Origin of the sequence: Cellulomonas oligotrophica (assembly GCF_013409875.1) — a bacterium.
Classification (GTDB): domain Bacteria; phylum Actinomycetota; class Actinomycetes; order Actinomycetales; family Cellulomonadaceae; genus Cellulomonas; species Cellulomonas oligotrophica.
This window is the reverse complement of record NZ_JACCBK010000001.1, coordinates 4053901-4068141: the sequence shown is the minus strand read 5'-3', so window position 1 is coordinate 4068141 and position 14241 is coordinate 4053901. Positions and strand designations below refer to the sequence as shown.

Genomic DNA, 14241 nt, shown 5'->3' with positions numbered 1-14241 from the left:
GTCAGGCGTCGTCGCCGGCCGGCGCGGCCGCCTTCTCGCCCTCGGCAGCCGGCTCCTCGTCGACCACGGCGTGCAGCGACAGCTTGCCGCGCGGGTCGATCTCGCCGATCTCGACCTGGACCTTCTGGCCGATCTGGACGACGTCCTCGACGTTCTCGACACGCTTGCCGCCGACGAGCTTGCGGATCTGCGAGATGTGCAGCAGCCCGTCCTTGCCCGGCGAGAGCGACACGAACGCGCCGAACGTCGTGGTCTTGACGACCGTCCCGACGAAGCGCTCGCCGATCTCCGGCATGTGCGGGTTGGCGATCGCGTTGACCGCGGCCCGCGCCGCCTCGGCCGACGGGCCGTCGGTCGCGCCGATGTAGACCGTGCCGTCGTCCTCGATGGAGATGTCGGCGCCGGTCTCCTCCTGGATCTGGTTGATCATCTTGCCCTTGGGGCCGATGACCTCGCCGATCTTGTCGACCGGCACCTTCACCGTGATGACGCGCGGCGCGAACGGGCTCATCTCGTCCGGGACGTCGATGGCCTCGCCGATGACGTCGAGGATCGCCAGGCGCGCGTCCTTGGCCTGCGTCAGCGCGCCGGCCAGCACCGAGGCGGGGATGCCGTCGAGCTTGGTGTCGAGCTGGATCGCGGTGACGAACTCCCGCGTTCCGGCGACCTTGAAGTCCATGTCGCCGAACGCGTCCTCGGCGCCCAGGATGTCGGTGAGCGCCGCGTAGCGGGTCTCACCGTCGACCGTGTCGGACACCAGGCCCATCGCGATGCCCGCGACCGGCGCGCGCAGCGGCACACCGGCGTTGAGCAGCGAGAGCGTCGCGGCGCAGACCGAGCCCATGGACGTCGAGCCGTTGGAGCCCAGCGCCTCGGAGACCTGGCGGATCGCGTAGGGGAACTCCTCGCGCGACGGCAGCACCGGCACGATCGCGCGCTCGGCGAGCGCGCCGTGGCCGATCTCGCGACGCTTCGGGGAGCCGACGCGGCCCGTCTCGCCCGTGGAGTAGGGCGGGAAGTTGTAGTGGTGCATGTACCGCTTGCGCGTCTCGGGCGACAGCGAGTCGATCTGCTGCTCCATGCGGAGCATGTTCAGCGTGGTGACACCCATGATCTGGGTCTCGCCGCGCTCGAAGATCGCCGAGCCGTGCGCCCGCGGGAGCACCTCGACCTCGGCCGACAGCGTGCGGATGTCCCGCAGGCCGCGGCCGTCGATGCGGAAGCCGTCGGTGAGGATGCGCTGGCGGATGAGCTGCTTCTGCAGCGAGCGGTACGCCGCCGAGAGCTCCTTCTCGCGCCCCTCGAACTGCGCCGCCAGCTGGGCGACGACGTCGGCCTTGATCTCGTCCAGGCGGCCCTCACGGTCCTGCTTGTCCGCGATCGACAGCGCCTCGCCGAGCGGGCCCGTGGCGACCTGCTCGACGGCGGTGAACGCGTCGGGCTGGTAGTCGGGGAACGTCGGGAAGACCTGGGTCTCCTTGGCGGCCTGCTGCGCGAGGGACTGCTGGGCCTCGACGAGCGCCTTGATGAACGGCTTCGCGGCCTCCAGGCCCTGCGCGACGACCTCCTCGGTCGGCACGGTCCCGCCGCCGCCGTGGATGAGCGCCCACGAGCCCTCGGGCGCGTCGGCCTCGATCATCGCGATCGCGACGTCGTCGCCGACGACGCGGCCGGCGACGACCATGTCGAACGTCGAGCGCTCGCGCTCGGAGTACCGGGGGAACGCGACCCACTGGCCGTCGACGAGCGCGAGGCGCGTCGCGGCGACGGGGCCGGAGAACGGCAGGCCGGACAGCTGCGTCGACATCGACGCGGCGTTGATCGCCAGCACGTCGTACGAGTCGTCGGGGTTGATCGACAGGACCGTCACGACGACCTGGACCTCGTTGCGCAGGCCCTTGACGAACAGGGGGCGCAGCGGGCGGTCGATGAGCCGGCAGGCCAGGATCGCCTCGGTCGAGGGGCGGCCCTCGCGGCGGAAGAACGAGCCGGGGATCTTGCCGGCCGCGTACTGGCGCTCCTCGACGTCCACCGTGAGGGGGAAGAAGTCGAAGTGGTCCTTGGGGTGCTTGCCGGCCGTCGTGGCCGACAGCAGCATCGTCTCCTCGTCGAGGTACGCGACGGCGGCACCGGCGGCCTGCTTGGCCAGGCGGCCCGTCTCGAACCGGACGGTGCGGGTGCCGAAGCGACCGTTGTCGATCGTGGCCTCGGCGAACTGGATCTCGGGACCCTCCACGGGTGCCCTCCTCTTCCTCGAAGGCGCCGCCCAGCCCCGCGGCGGTCTTCGACCGTGGTCCCCGGACCCAGCGGGTCACGGGAGCCACTACCGAGGACCGGACGAGCGGGTCGGCGCGGTGTGTGGCACTACGGGTGGTGCGGGTGCCCCGCGTCCGCGGGGCCGCACCCGGGACCCGTCCGGCACGGACAGGGCCCGACGCAGCACCAGCCCGGACCGTCACGGTCCGGGCTGGTGCGGTGGTCAGCGACGCAGACCGAGGCGCTCGATCAGGCTGCGGTAGCGGTTGATGTCGATCTTCTGCAGGTAGGCCTGCAGACGACGACGCCGACCCACGAGGAGCAGCAGCCCGCGACGGCTGTGGTGGTCGTGCTTGTGCGTCTTGAGGTGCTCGTTCAGGTCGTTGATGCGGCGCGTGAGCACCGCGATCTGCACCTCGGGCGAGCCGGTGTCACCCTCGTGCGTTGCATACTCGGCCATGATGGCCTGCTTCGTGGCGTTGTCGAGCGACACGGTGCTCCTCAGGTTTCTCGTTGCGCGGTGCACCGGGGCATGTCCACCCGGGCTCTCTCGGTCCGCGGCCGGTCGTACGGCACGTTCACTCTAGCAGGGCGGCAGCACCGCGCCGGTCGGGCCGTCAGGCGTCGAGCACGCGTCGCACGTCCTCGACGTCGCGGGCCATCTGCACGCACAGCTCCTCGACCGAGTCGAAGCGCAGCGTGGGACGCATCCGCTCGACCAGCTCCACGACGACCTCCTGGTCGTACAGGTCCAGGTCGTCGCGGTCGAGCACGTAGGCCTCGACGCGGCGCTGCGTGCCGTCGAACGTCGGGTTGGTGCCGACCGAGACCGCCGCGGGGAGCACGCGGTCCGGGGCGCCGTCGGGCACCGGGGCGCCGGCCGCGTCGCGCACACGGCGCAGGCGGCCCGCGTACACGCCGTCGGCCGGGACCATGCCGGTCGCGTCCTGCGCCAGGTTGGCCGTGGGGTAGCCCAGGTCGCGCCCGCGCGCATCGCCGTGGACGACCCGCCCGCGCACGCGGTGCGGCCGGCCGAGCACGTGCGCGGCACCCGCCACGTCACCCCGCTCGAGCAGCTCGCGCACCCAGGTCGACGACCAGCGGCGCGCGGGCGGGACCTCGGCGCCCGCCGGGTCCGCGCCGGCCGACGGCGTCACGTCGTCGATGACCTCGACGTCGAACCCGAACCGCTCGCCCAGCGCGCGCATCGTCGACAGGTCGCCGGAGTTCTTCCAGCCGAAGCGCACGTCCCGCCCGACGACGACCGTGCGGGCCGCGAGGTGCTCCACGAGCCAGCGGGAGACGAACTCCTCGGGCGTCTGCCGCGCGAACGCGAGCGTGTACGTCACCAGCAGGACGGCGTCCAGCCCCGTCGCGGCCAGCAGCTCGAGGCGGTCCTCGTCGCCGCACAGCAGCGGCGGGGCCTCGTCGGGGCGGTGCACCTGCGCCGGGTGGGGCGTGAAGGTCACGGCGACCGCACGGACGCCCGCACGCCGGGCGTCGGCGACCATCTGCGTCAGCACCGCCACGTGCCCGCGGTGCACGCCGTCGAAGTTGCCGAGGGTGACCACCGACGGTCCGAAGTCCGCCGGCACCTGCGACAGCTCGGTCCAGACCAGCACGCGCGCTCCCGTCGCCACCACCGGCCACGCCCGTCGCGAGGCCCGACGGACAAGCCTGCCACGCCGCACGGCCCCCGGACGACGCGGGGCACGTGCGGCGGGCCGTCGACGGCCCGCCGCACGCGTCGGCAGCGCAGGCGTCAGCTGCGCCGCGGCAGCAGCGTCAGGGCGGCCGCGTCCGTGGTCGCCGTGCCCTCGGCGTTGCGGAACACCGCGCGGTAGGACGTGCCCGCGGCCAGCGCGCTCACCCGCACCCGCAGCGTCGTGCTGCACGCGCCCGGCACGTCGACCCAGCGGCCGCTCCCGCGGCGCACCTGCCACCGCACCGCGGGCTCGGGGTAGCCCTGCGCGGACGCCGTGAACGTGGCCCACGTGCCCACCCGGGCGGTCACCGGCTCGGGGTGCTCGAGCACCTGCGGCGCGGCCCGCTCGACGCGCAGCCGGGCCGTCCCGGTGGTCGCCGAGCCCGACGCGTTGGTGAACACCGCCCGGTACCGCGCCCCGTCGACGGCGCGCGCGGCCACGACCTCGAGCGTCGTCGACGTCGCGCCCGGCACGTCCTTCCAGCCGCGGTGCCCGCGCACCTGCCACTGCACGGACGGCGCGGGCACGCCGGATGCGGCCGCCGTGAACGTGGCGGTCTCCCCCCGGGGTGCGACGGCGTCCGTCGGCTGCGTCGTGACCGCCGGCGCGACCGCGAGCACCGAGCCGTCGCCCTGGTCGGCGACGAACGACGCGACCCACGACAGCGCCGAGTTCCAGTTGACGGTGATCTCGTTGGACGCCCACGAGCTGATCTCGTCGAGGTAGCAGGTCGCCGGGGCGCAGCCCTCGGTGAACGCCGCCTGCATGGTGGGGTCCCACGTCCCGGTCAGCGAGTTGGGACCGCCCGCGAGCGAGCCCGGCGGCGGGTGCGGCAGCGACGGGTCCAGCTGGGCGGCGAACCACCGCGAGTGCTGGTTCTCCGACGCGACCGTGCCCCAGCCCGTGACGTACGACCTGTTGAGCGCGTTGCGCCCGAACAGGTAGTCCAGGCCCTCGAGCACGCCGCGCAGGTACTGCTCGTCACCGGTCAGGTCGTACGCGGTGGCGATCACCACGAGGATGTTGGCCACCGACGAGTTCGAGCCCCAGTCGTACGCCCCGGTCGTCGGCGAGTAGACCGAGCCCCACGGCTGGTCGCCCTGGGCGGCGAGGTACGCGTCCGCGGCCTCGACCACCGACGCGCGGACGGCACCGCGGTCGGCCAGGCCGTTCGGCACCGTCGCCAGGCTGAGCCGGCCCAGGGCTCCCGTGCTGCCCCACGAGAAGCCGCCGCCGTCGAAGACGACGCCGGTGTGGGTCGGGTTCGCGGTGAGGTCGTCGGCGAACCGCTGCTCCCCCGTCGTGACGTACAGCTCGGCAGCCGCCCAGTAGAGCTCGTCGGCCACGTTCGCGTCGTCGTAGGGACCGCCGCCGTCGGCGCCGGCCGCGGCCGGGGCGTACACCTCGGGGTGCTCCAGCGCCGCCTCGTACGTCGAGCGGGCCGTGGCGAGCAGCGTCGCGGCGAACTCCGCGTCGTAGGCCTCGAACAGCCGCGCACCCTGGGCCGCGACCGCGGACAGGTTGAGCGTGGCGGCCGTCGACGGGCGGTGCAGCGAGCGCGCCTGCGGGTCGTCGGCGGGCATCAGGGGCAGCCCCGTCCAGCCCTCGTCGTGGACCTTGTGGTGCACCATGCCGGCGTACTCGCCGGACGGCACGACCATCTTCAGCATCCACTCCAGCTCCCAGCGCGCCTCGTCGAGGACGTCCGGGACGCCGTCGCCGTGCTCGGGCAGGTCGAGCGTGCCGTCGTCGAGCGCACCCGCCCGGGCCGTGGGCGCCGTGAGCGTGCGCTCGTACGTCGACAGCAGCTGGGCGACGGCGATGCCGCCGTTGACGACGTACTTGCCGTGGTCGCCCGCGTCGTACCAGCCGCCGGTCACGTCGAGCGTGTAGTCGCACGTCCAGCCGTCGTAGTAGTCGCGCGGCCCGATGCAGGGGACGTCGGTGTCGCCCCGGTTCGGGGCCACCCCCACGTGGCCGGCCTCACGCGCGTACTCCTCACCCACGATCGACGCCTCGATGTCGGTGCCCGAGCGCGCGAGGTAGAAGTAGTTCAGCGCGTCGTAGCGCAGCTGGGCGTACAGGTCCGCGTCGATCGCGAAGGGATGGCTGGTCTCACCGTCGGCCACGAGCGTGAACCCGGTGCCCGTGGTGCGGACGTCCGACAGGTCGAGCACGTGCACGTCCTGGCCCGACGAGGCGTCGGCGCCGACGGGCTGCGACGTGCCGGTCGCGACCTCGGACCCGTCGGAGGCGAGGAGCTGCCACGCCACGGGCTCCGTGGCGTCGGTGACGAGCGTCGCGCGCTTGGGGCCCTGCGGCAGGTAGCCGACCTGGTTGACGCGCACGCGGGGCCCGGTGTCGGGCTCGTAGGGCGGCGGCGGGGTCGCCGACGTGGTCAAGGAGATCTCCTGGACGCAGAAGGTGTACGGCGCCTGCTTGCCCAGGTGGACGGCCACCTGGCCGGGCGCGGTGCCGTCGGACGGGAACGACAGGGCGGCGGTGAACGGGTACTCGAGCGTCGTGGTCGACGTGCCGAGCGTGGCCGCCCCCTGGTCGAGGACCGTGCGGTACGCACCGCCGCCCTCGCCGACGAGGACCCGGACCGGCGTGGACGGCTCGGTCCGGCCGGTCATGCTCAGCACGTAGCTCTGGCCCTCCTCGACCGGCAGGCCGGTGAACGAGAGCCCGGCGTCCCAGGGGTTGGCGTTGCCGCCGGGCACCGCGACGCACATCTCGCCGTCGGCGAAGGTCGGGTCGGCCGTGCCGTACAGACCCCACGGCCCGAGCCCGTCGGCGAACGACGTCTGCGGGAGCAGCTCGTTGTCGCTCGTCAGGGAGACGTCGTCGAGGCAGAACGTCCACGCGTCGGGCGTGAAGCCGCCGAGCTGGAAGGCGATCTGCCCCTCCGGCTCCTCGTCGGTCGGGGCCGCGGGGTAGGTCGCGCCCGCCGTGAAGGTCTCCTCGACGGGCGCCGGCTCCGACGCCAGCGCAGGGCTCGTGTCGAGGACCGTGCCGTACGGGGCACCGTTCTGGCCGACGAGCGCGCGGATCGTGACGTCGGTCGACGCCGTGGCGGTGTACGCCAGCGTGTACGTCGCGCCCTCCTCGACGGCCACGCCGTTGAGCACGACGCCGACCGCGTACTGGGCCGAGCCGGCGGGGACGTCGACGCAGAACGCGCCGCTGCTGGTGTCGGCCTCGCCCGCGGTGCCGTACGCCACCCATCCGCCGGGGCCGTCGTCGAACCCGTCGTCCACGGCGGCGGCGGGCACGAGGCCTGCCAGCACCATCGCCGCGGCGCCGACCACGGCTCCTGCGGCCGCCCCGACGTGCGGTCCCCTGCGTCGCGCCATCTCGTCCCCCTCACGGGCGCCGCACGACGGTGTGCGACGACGTGCGCCAGGCTAGGGGTGCGTCCAGGACCACGGAAGGCCGGCCGCGAGACGGAAACGTTTAGGCACGCTCCGGTCGAGCAGCCCGCGGCGACGCGACGGGGAGCACGACCAGGCGTCGCGCCGGGCCGGGGTCGCGCCGGGCAGCGGTCGCGCGTCAGGCCGGGGCGAAGACGACGAGCGGTCGGACGCCGGTGCCGCGCAGCGCGACCACCGCGACCAGCGAGCCGTCGGGACCGATCGCGGCCGTCGGCCCGTCGTCGCCGGGACCCGCGCCGATGGCCTGCCCGTAGGACAGGGCGCGCGCCTCGGGCTCGCTCAGCTCGCGCGCCGGCAGCGCGGCGCGGGCGGCCTCGGCCAGCGGCAGGACGGTCACGGGCTCGTCCGCGGGGCCGGCGGAGAGGTCGTCGAGCGTCCGCGCCGCACCGAGCGTGTAGCCGCCGACGCGGGTGCGCCGCAGGGCCGTCAGGTGCCCGCCCACGCCGAGGGCGTCCCCGAGGTCGCGTGCGATCGCGCGCACGTAGGTGCCCGACGAGCACGTGACGGCGACGTCGACGTCCAGCACGGCGACTGTGCTGCCGTCGGGCGCCTCGACCTGCGCGGTCCGGACGTCCACGACGTCGAGCCGGGCGACCGTCACGGGCCGCGCGGCGAGCTCGACGGTCTCGCCCGCACGCACGCGCGCGTAGGCGCGCTGCCCGTCGACCTTGAGCGCGGAGACCGCGCTCGGCACCTGGAGGACGTCGCCGGTGAGCGGCAGCGCGGCGGCCTCGACCTGGGCCCGGTCGACCCCGGAGGCGTCCCGGACCGTCAGGACGTCGCCCTCGGCGTCCTCGGTCGTGGTGGTCACGCCCAGGCGCACGGTGGCGTCGTAGTCCTTGTCGGCGCCGGAGACGTAGGTGAGCAGGCGGGTGGCCCGGCCGATGCCGACGACGAGCACACCGGTGGCCATGGGGTCGAGCGTGCCGCCGTGCCCGACCTTGCGCGTGCCGGCGATGCCGCGCATGCGTGCGACCACGTCGTGGCTGGTCCAGCCCTGGGGCTTGTCGACCACGACGACCCCGTCGGCGGCCGTGGGCCGGCGCGGGGGGCGGGGTGCGTCGGGGTCACGGACCTGCCGCGGCCGGTCGGGGTCGCGCGGTGCCCGGCGTGCGCCGGGTGCGCTCACCCGGCGTCCTCGTCGTCCTCGTCGCGGTGCCGGTAGGGGTCGGCGTCACCCGCGGGCCGGGCCTGCGCGGCGAGCGCGGCGACCTGCGCGTCGCGGCGCGCCGCCTCGGAGAGCGCGGCCTCGAGGTGCGCGGCGGTCTCGGGGACGGCGTCGAGGTGGAACGCGAGCGTCGGCGTCAGCCGGATGCCCGTCTGCTTGCCGACCTCGGAGCGGATGAGCCCCTTGGCGCTCTCGAGCGCCGCCGCGGAGCCGGTCCGCGCCTCCTCGTCGCCGAGGACGGTGTAGTAGATGTCCGCGTGCTGCAGGTCACCGGTGACGCGCACGTCGGTGACCGTGACGAACCCGAGCCGCGGGTCCTTCACGCGGGTGTCGATCATGCGGGCGACGACCTGCTGCACCCGCTCGGCGAGCTTGCGCGCCCGTGCTGTGTCTGCCATGTGTGATCTCGTCTCTTCTGACCCTCTGCCCGCCGGCGGCGGGACGACGAACGAGGCCGACCGCAGGGAGGGGGCGGCGGGCCGTGGTGGGCCTGGCACGGGCCGCCAGGCCCGCGGTAGGCCCGCCGCCCCCTCCCGGAGGTCGGCCGGGGGTGGGTGTCGCCACCCACCCCCGTCGGACGTCAGCTGCGGGGCTTCTCCCGCATCTCGAACGTCTGGATGACGTCCTCGACGCGCAGGTCGTTGTACGACCCGAGGCCGATGCCGCACTCGTAGCCCTCGCGGACCTCGGTGGCGTCGTCCTTGAACCGCTTGAGCGACTCGATCGTGAGGTTGTCGGCGATGACCTTGCCGCCCCGCAGCACGCGTGCCTTGGAGTTGCGGCGGATCTCCCCGGAACGCACGAGCGCACCGGCGATGTTGCCGAGCTTGGAGGAGCGGAAGATCTCGCGGATCTCGGCGGTGCCGAGCTGCGCCTCCTCGTACTCCGGCTTGAGCATGCCCTTGAGGGCGGCCTCGACGTCGTCGATCGCCTGGTAGATGACCGAGTAGAAGCGCACGTCGACGCCCTCGCGGTCGGCCAGCTCTTCGACGCGCTCCGCGTACTTGACGTTAAACCCGATGATGATCGCGTTGTCGACCGTCGCCAGGTTGACGTCGTTCTGCGTGATGGCACCGACGCCGCGGTGGATGACGCGCAGGGCGACCTCCTCGCCGACGTCGATCTTCATCAGCGCGTCCTCGAGCGCCTCGACGGCACCCGACACGTCGCCCTTGAGGACGAGGTTGAGCGTCTCGACCTTGCCCAGCTGGAGCGCCTGCGTGAAGTCCTCGAGGCTGATGCGCTTGCGGCGCTTGGCCAGGAGGGCGGCACGCTCGGCGGCCTCGCGCTTCTCCGCGATCTGCCGTGCGGTCCGCTCGTCGGGCGCCACGAGGAACGTGTCGCCGGCGCTCGGGACCGAGGCCAGCCCGAGGACCTGCACCGGACGGGCCGGGCCGGCCTCGGCGACGGTCTCGCCGTGCTCGTCGAACATCGCCCGGACGCGGCCGTGGGCCGTGCCCGCGACGATCGCGTCGCCGACGTGCAGCGTGCCGGACTGGACCAGCACCGTGGCGACCGCACCGCGACCCTTGTCGAGGTTGGCCTCGACGGCCACGCCGCGGGCGTCCTTGTCGGGGTTGGCCCGCAGGTCCAGCGACGCGTCGGCGGTCAGCAGGACGGCCTCGAGCAGGTCGTCGATGCCGGTGCGCTTCAGCGCCGAGATGTTCACGAACATCGTGTCGCCGCCGTACTCCTCGGCCACGAGGTTGTACTCGGTGAGCTGCTGGCGGATCTTGTCGGGGTTGGCCCCCTCCTTGTCCACCTTGTTGACCGCGACGACGATCGGCACGTTGGCCGACTGCGCGTGGTTGAGCGCCTCGATCGTCTGGGGCATCACGCCGTCGTCCGCCGCGACCACGAGGATCGCGATGTCGGTGACCTGCGCACCACGGGCACGCATGGCGGTGAACGCCTCGTGGCCCGGGGTGTCGATGAAGGTCAGGGCACGGTCGGCGCCCTCGTGCGTGGTGTGCACCTGGTAGGCACCGATGTGCTGGGTGATGCCGCCGGCCTCGCCCGCGACGACGTCCGTGGACCGGATCGCGTCGAGGAGCTTGGTCTTGCCGTGGTCGACGTGACCCATGACGGTGACGACCGGCGGGCGCGCGACGAGGTCCTCGTCGCCCTCGCCCTCGAGCTCGGCGTCCAGGTCGATGTCGAAGGACCCGAGCAGCTCGCGGTCCTCCTCCTCGGCCGAGACCATCTCGATGACGTAGCCGAGCTCGGTCGCGAGCGCGCCGAACGTGTCCTCGTCGAGGGACTGCGTGGCCGTGGCCATCTCGCCGAGGTGGAAGAGCACGGTCACGAGCGAGGCCGGGTTGGCGTCGATCTTGTCCGCGAAGTCGTTCAGCGAGGACCCGTGCCGGAGCCGGATGACGGTCTTGCCGTTGCCGCGCGGGACGGACACGCCGCCCAGCGACGGCGCCTGCATCTGCTCGAACTCCTGGCGCTTGGCCCGCTTCGACTTGCGCCCGCGGACGGGACGCCCGCCCGCACGGCCGAACGCACCCTGGGTGCTGCCGCGACCGGCGCCGCCGGGACGACCGCCGCCGCCGGGACGACCGGCGAAGCCGCCGCCACCCGCGCCGGGGGCACCGCCACCGCCGCCGGGACGACCGCCGAAGCCGCCACGACCGCCGCCGCCGCCCGGGCCGCCGCGACCGGCACCGGCCGGACGCTCGCCGGGACGACCGACGCCGCTCGAGGTGCGGCCGGGCATCATGCCCGGGTTGGGACGCGGACCGCCGGGGCGGGGGGCCGCCGGGCGGGGGCCGCCCGGACGGTCGCCGGAGGCACCCGCGGGTGCACCCTCGGCCTGGCGCCGGTCACCGGGACGGGGCATGCCCTGGGACGGCGCGAACGGGTTGTTGCCCGGACGGGGGCCGCCGGGACGGGGACCGCCCGGACGCGGGCCGCCGGGACGGTCGCCGCCGCCGGTGCGCTCGCCGCCGGGACGCTCGCGGTCGCCGCCCTGACGGGGCATGCCCTGGGACGGCGCGAACGGGTTGTTGCCCGGACGTGCGGCGGGCGTGCGCGGACCGGGCCGGGCGCCGGGGGCGCTCGTGCCGGCGGCGCGGGGCGTCGCCGGGCGCGGCGCGGGCGCCGCGGGGCGGGCGGCCGGCGCCTGCGGGGCGGGCACCTCGGCCGCGGGGGCGGCCGGTGCGGGCTGCGGGGCCCGCGGCGCGGGAGCGGCCGGCGCGGGCGCCGACGGTGCTGCCGCTGCCGGTGCTGCCGGGGCGGGCGCTGCCGGAGCCGCCGCGGGGGCGGGGGCCGGAGCGGCCGGACGGGCTGCGGGCGCCGGCGCCGCGGGGCGCGCGGGAGCCGGCTTCGGCGCGGACGAGCCGTTGCCGGAGCCGCCCACGGGGTAGGTGTCGCGCAGCTTGCGCACGACGGGCGGCTCGATCGTCGAGGACGCCGAGCGGACGAACTCTCCGAGCTCGTTCAGCTTGGTCATGATGGTCTTGCTGTCGACCCCGAGCTCCTTGGCGAGCTCGTAGACGCGGACCTTGGCCACATCTCTCCTGTCTCGGTCCGCCCGGACAGGTCGGACCGTCGTTAGTGCTGGGTACTCATCGCTGGGTACTCATCGGTGCGTGCTCATCGGGTAGCCATCGGCTTCCAGACCCGCTTTCCCTGTCGGCGGTCGACGTCGGACCTCGTCCGGCGTCGTTCGTTCACTGCTGGTCGTGACCTGCGTGCCGTGCCACGGCAGCGGCGAGCACCTCGCCCGCGAGGGGCCCCGCGTGACGCAGGGCCCGCGGGAACGCCCGCCGGCGGACGGCGAGCTCGAGGCAGTGCAGGTCGGGGTGGAGCCAGGCTCCCCTCCCCGGCATCCGGCGGCGCTCGTCCACGACGAGCACGGGATCTCCCGCGTCGTCGTGACCCAGCACCACCCTCAGCAGGGACGACCGGTGGGCGGTCGCACGACACCCCACGCACGTGCGGGCAGGACCCTGGTCGGGCACGGGAGGTGCGGGATCTGGGGTCCGCCTGCGCGGCACGGGGAGCCGGTCGTCCGGCCCAGCCTCGGAGAGTCTACCGCGCCGGGTCACCGGGTGTGACCGCTGCGCCCGTCCTGCCCGCTGCGCGCGGCCTGGTCCGCCCGGTCGGCGGGCCGCTCGTCGGGCGCGGGGGCCGCGTCGCCGTCCTGGTCCTGGGCGTCGGACCGGATGTCGATCCGCCAGCCCGTGAGCTTGGCGGCGAGGCGGGCGTTCTGCCCCTCCTTGCCGATGGCGAGCGACAGCTGGTAGTCGGGCACGACGACACGGGCGGCCCGCGCGACCGGGTCGACGACCGTCACCTGCAGCACCCGGGCCGGCGACAGCGCGTGCGCGACCATCTGCGCCGGGTCGTCGGAGTGGTCGACGATGTCGATCTTCTCGCCGTGCAGCTCGGCCATCACGGCGCGCACGCGGCCGCCCATCGGGCCGATGCACGCGCCCTTGGCGTTGACGCCCGCGACGTTCGCGCGGACCGACATCTTGGTGCGGTGACCGGCCTCGCGCGCCATCGCCATGATCTCGACCGTGCCGTCGGCGATCTCGGGCACCTCGAGCTCGAAGAGCCGCCGCACGAGGTTCGGGTGCGTGCGCGAGAGCGTGATCTGCGCGCCGCGGGGGCCACGGGCCACGTCGAGGACGTAGGCCCGCAGACGCTCGCCGTGCACGTACTTCTCTCCGGGCACCTGCTCGTGCGCGGGCAGCACGGCCTCGACGCCGCCGACGTCGACCATGACCGTGCGCGGGTCGCGACCCTGCTGGATGACACCGCCGAGCACCTCGCCCGCGCGCCCGCGGAACGCGCCCAGCACCTGGTCGTCCTCGGCGTCGCGCAGCCGCTGCACGATGACCTGCCGCGCCGTCGCGGTCGCGATGCGCCCGAAGCCCGCCGGGGTGTCGTCGAACTCCGGCGTCGCCGCCTCGGGGTCCTCCGGGTCGGGCTGCTCGCGCGCCCACACGGTCACGTGCCCGCTGCGCCGGTCCACCTCGACGCGGGCACGCTGCTGCGCACCCGGCGTGTGGTGGTAGGCCGAGAGCAGCGCCTGCTCGATCGCCTCGACGAGCACGCCGAGGTCGATCTCCCGCTCGCGCTCGATGAGGCGCAGCGCCGCCATGTCGATGTCCACGTCAGCCTTCTCCAGGTCCGTCGTCGTCGGCGGGCCCCAGCCCGCTCATGTCCACCTCGACGCGCCCGGCGCGCACGTCGGCCCACACCACCTCGACCGGGGCGCCCTCCCGCACGGGACGGCCCTTGGCGGGCACCCCGAGGGGCACGACGACCAGCGTCGGCGCGTCGCCGGCACCCGCGTCCTGCAGGCGTCCGCGCACCGAGGTGCCGTCCGCCCGCGTGAGCACGACGAGCCGGCCCGTCGCGCGCCGCCAGTGCCGCGGCTGCGTCAGCGGCCGGTCCACGCCGGGGCTGCTCACCTCGAGCGTGTAGTGCCCGTGCACGGCGTCGGACGCGTCGAGCGCGTCCGAGACGGCCCGCGTGACCTCGCCGACCCGGTCGAGGTCCAGCTCGGCGTCGGCGTCGTCGACGTCCACCACGACCCGGACGACCGAACGGGCGCCGGCCCGGACGACCTCCAGGTCCTCCAGCAGCAGCCCGGCACCGCGCACGGCGGGGTCGACGACCTCACGCACCCGTGCGGCGGACGATGGCGCGACCATGACGCGGC

10 protein-coding genes are annotated in these 14241 nt (G+C 74.5%); all 10 read right to left on the bottom strand.

All coding sequences use genetic code 11. The annotated features are described in order from the left end of the window. Nucleotide 1: 1 nt before the first annotated feature. The gene (locus BKA21_RS18670) at nucleotides 2-2236 is read right to left on the bottom strand and encodes a polyribonucleotide nucleotidyltransferase (protein WP_140460460.1); all 2235 of its coding nucleotides are present in this window, start codon (nucleotides 2234-2236) and stop codon (nucleotides 2-4) included. Nucleotides 2237-2479: 243 nt separating this feature from the next. Next, nucleotides 2480-2749, bottom strand: a complete 270-nt coding sequence (gene rpsO, locus BKA21_RS18665) for a 30S ribosomal protein S15 (protein WP_140460459.1) — start codon at nucleotides 2747-2749, stop codon at nucleotides 2480-2482. A 124-nt stretch (nucleotides 2750-2873) separates the two neighbouring features. Next, nucleotides 2874-3878 (bottom strand): bifunctional riboflavin kinase/FAD synthetase, encoded by a 1005-nt coding sequence (locus BKA21_RS18660; RefSeq protein WP_140460458.1) that lies wholly within the window; start codon nucleotides 3876-3878, stop codon nucleotides 2874-2876. Nucleotides 3879-4018: 140 nt separating this feature from the next. Then, nucleotides 4019-7318, bottom strand: a complete 3300-nt coding sequence (locus BKA21_RS18655) for a glycoside hydrolase family 9 protein (RefSeq protein WP_140460457.1) — start codon at nucleotides 7316-7318, stop codon at nucleotides 4019-4021. 196 nt (nucleotides 7319-7514) lie between these two features. Beyond that, entirely contained in the window at nucleotides 7515-8411 is an 897-nt protein-coding gene (gene truB / locus BKA21_RS18650) for a tRNA pseudouridine(55) synthase TruB (RefSeq protein WP_239072964.1), read from the bottom strand. Between the two features lie 110 nt (nucleotides 8412-8521). Beyond that, nucleotides 8522-8962, bottom strand: a complete 441-nt coding sequence (rbfA, locus tag BKA21_RS18645; protein ID WP_140460455.1) for a 30S ribosome-binding factor RbfA — start codon at nucleotides 8960-8962, stop codon at nucleotides 8522-8524. Nucleotides 8963-9144: 182 nt separating this feature from the next. After that, nucleotides 9145-12078 (bottom strand): translation initiation factor IF-2, encoded by a 2934-nt coding sequence (infB, locus tag BKA21_RS18640; RefSeq protein WP_140460454.1) that lies wholly within the window; start codon nucleotides 12076-12078, stop codon nucleotides 9145-9147. Nucleotides 12079-12238: 160 nt separating this feature from the next. Then, the gene (locus BKA21_RS19140) at nucleotides 12239-12454 is read right to left on the bottom strand and encodes a YlxR family protein (protein ID WP_373308219.1); all 216 of its coding nucleotides are present in this window, start codon (nucleotides 12452-12454) and stop codon (nucleotides 12239-12241) included. A 158-nt stretch (nucleotides 12455-12612) separates the two neighbouring features. Next, nucleotides 12613-13689, bottom strand: a complete 1077-nt coding sequence (nusA, locus tag BKA21_RS18630) for a transcription termination factor NusA (protein WP_140460452.1) — start codon at nucleotides 13687-13689, stop codon at nucleotides 12613-12615. Nucleotide 13690: 1 nt separating this feature from the next. Beyond that, complete coding sequence (gene rimP, locus BKA21_RS18625) at nucleotides 13691-14233, bottom strand: ribosome maturation factor RimP (protein ID WP_140460451.1); 543 nt, start codon at nucleotides 14231-14233, stop codon at nucleotides 13691-13693. Nucleotides 14234-14241 lie beyond the last annotated feature (8 nt).

Coding starts and splice junctions, on each gene's coding strand:
- BKA21_RS18655 (WP_140460457.1), bottom strand. CDS start 7,318: ATGGCGCGACGCAGGGGACCGCACGTCGGGGCGGCCGCAGGAGCCGTG.
- rbfA (WP_140460455.1), bottom strand. CDS start 8,962: ATGGCAGACACAGCACGGGCGCGCAAGCTCGCCGAGCGGGTGCAGCAG.
- rimP (WP_140460451.1), bottom strand. CDS start 14,233: ATGGTCGCGCCATCGTCCGCCGCACGGGTGCGTGAGGTCGTCGACCCC.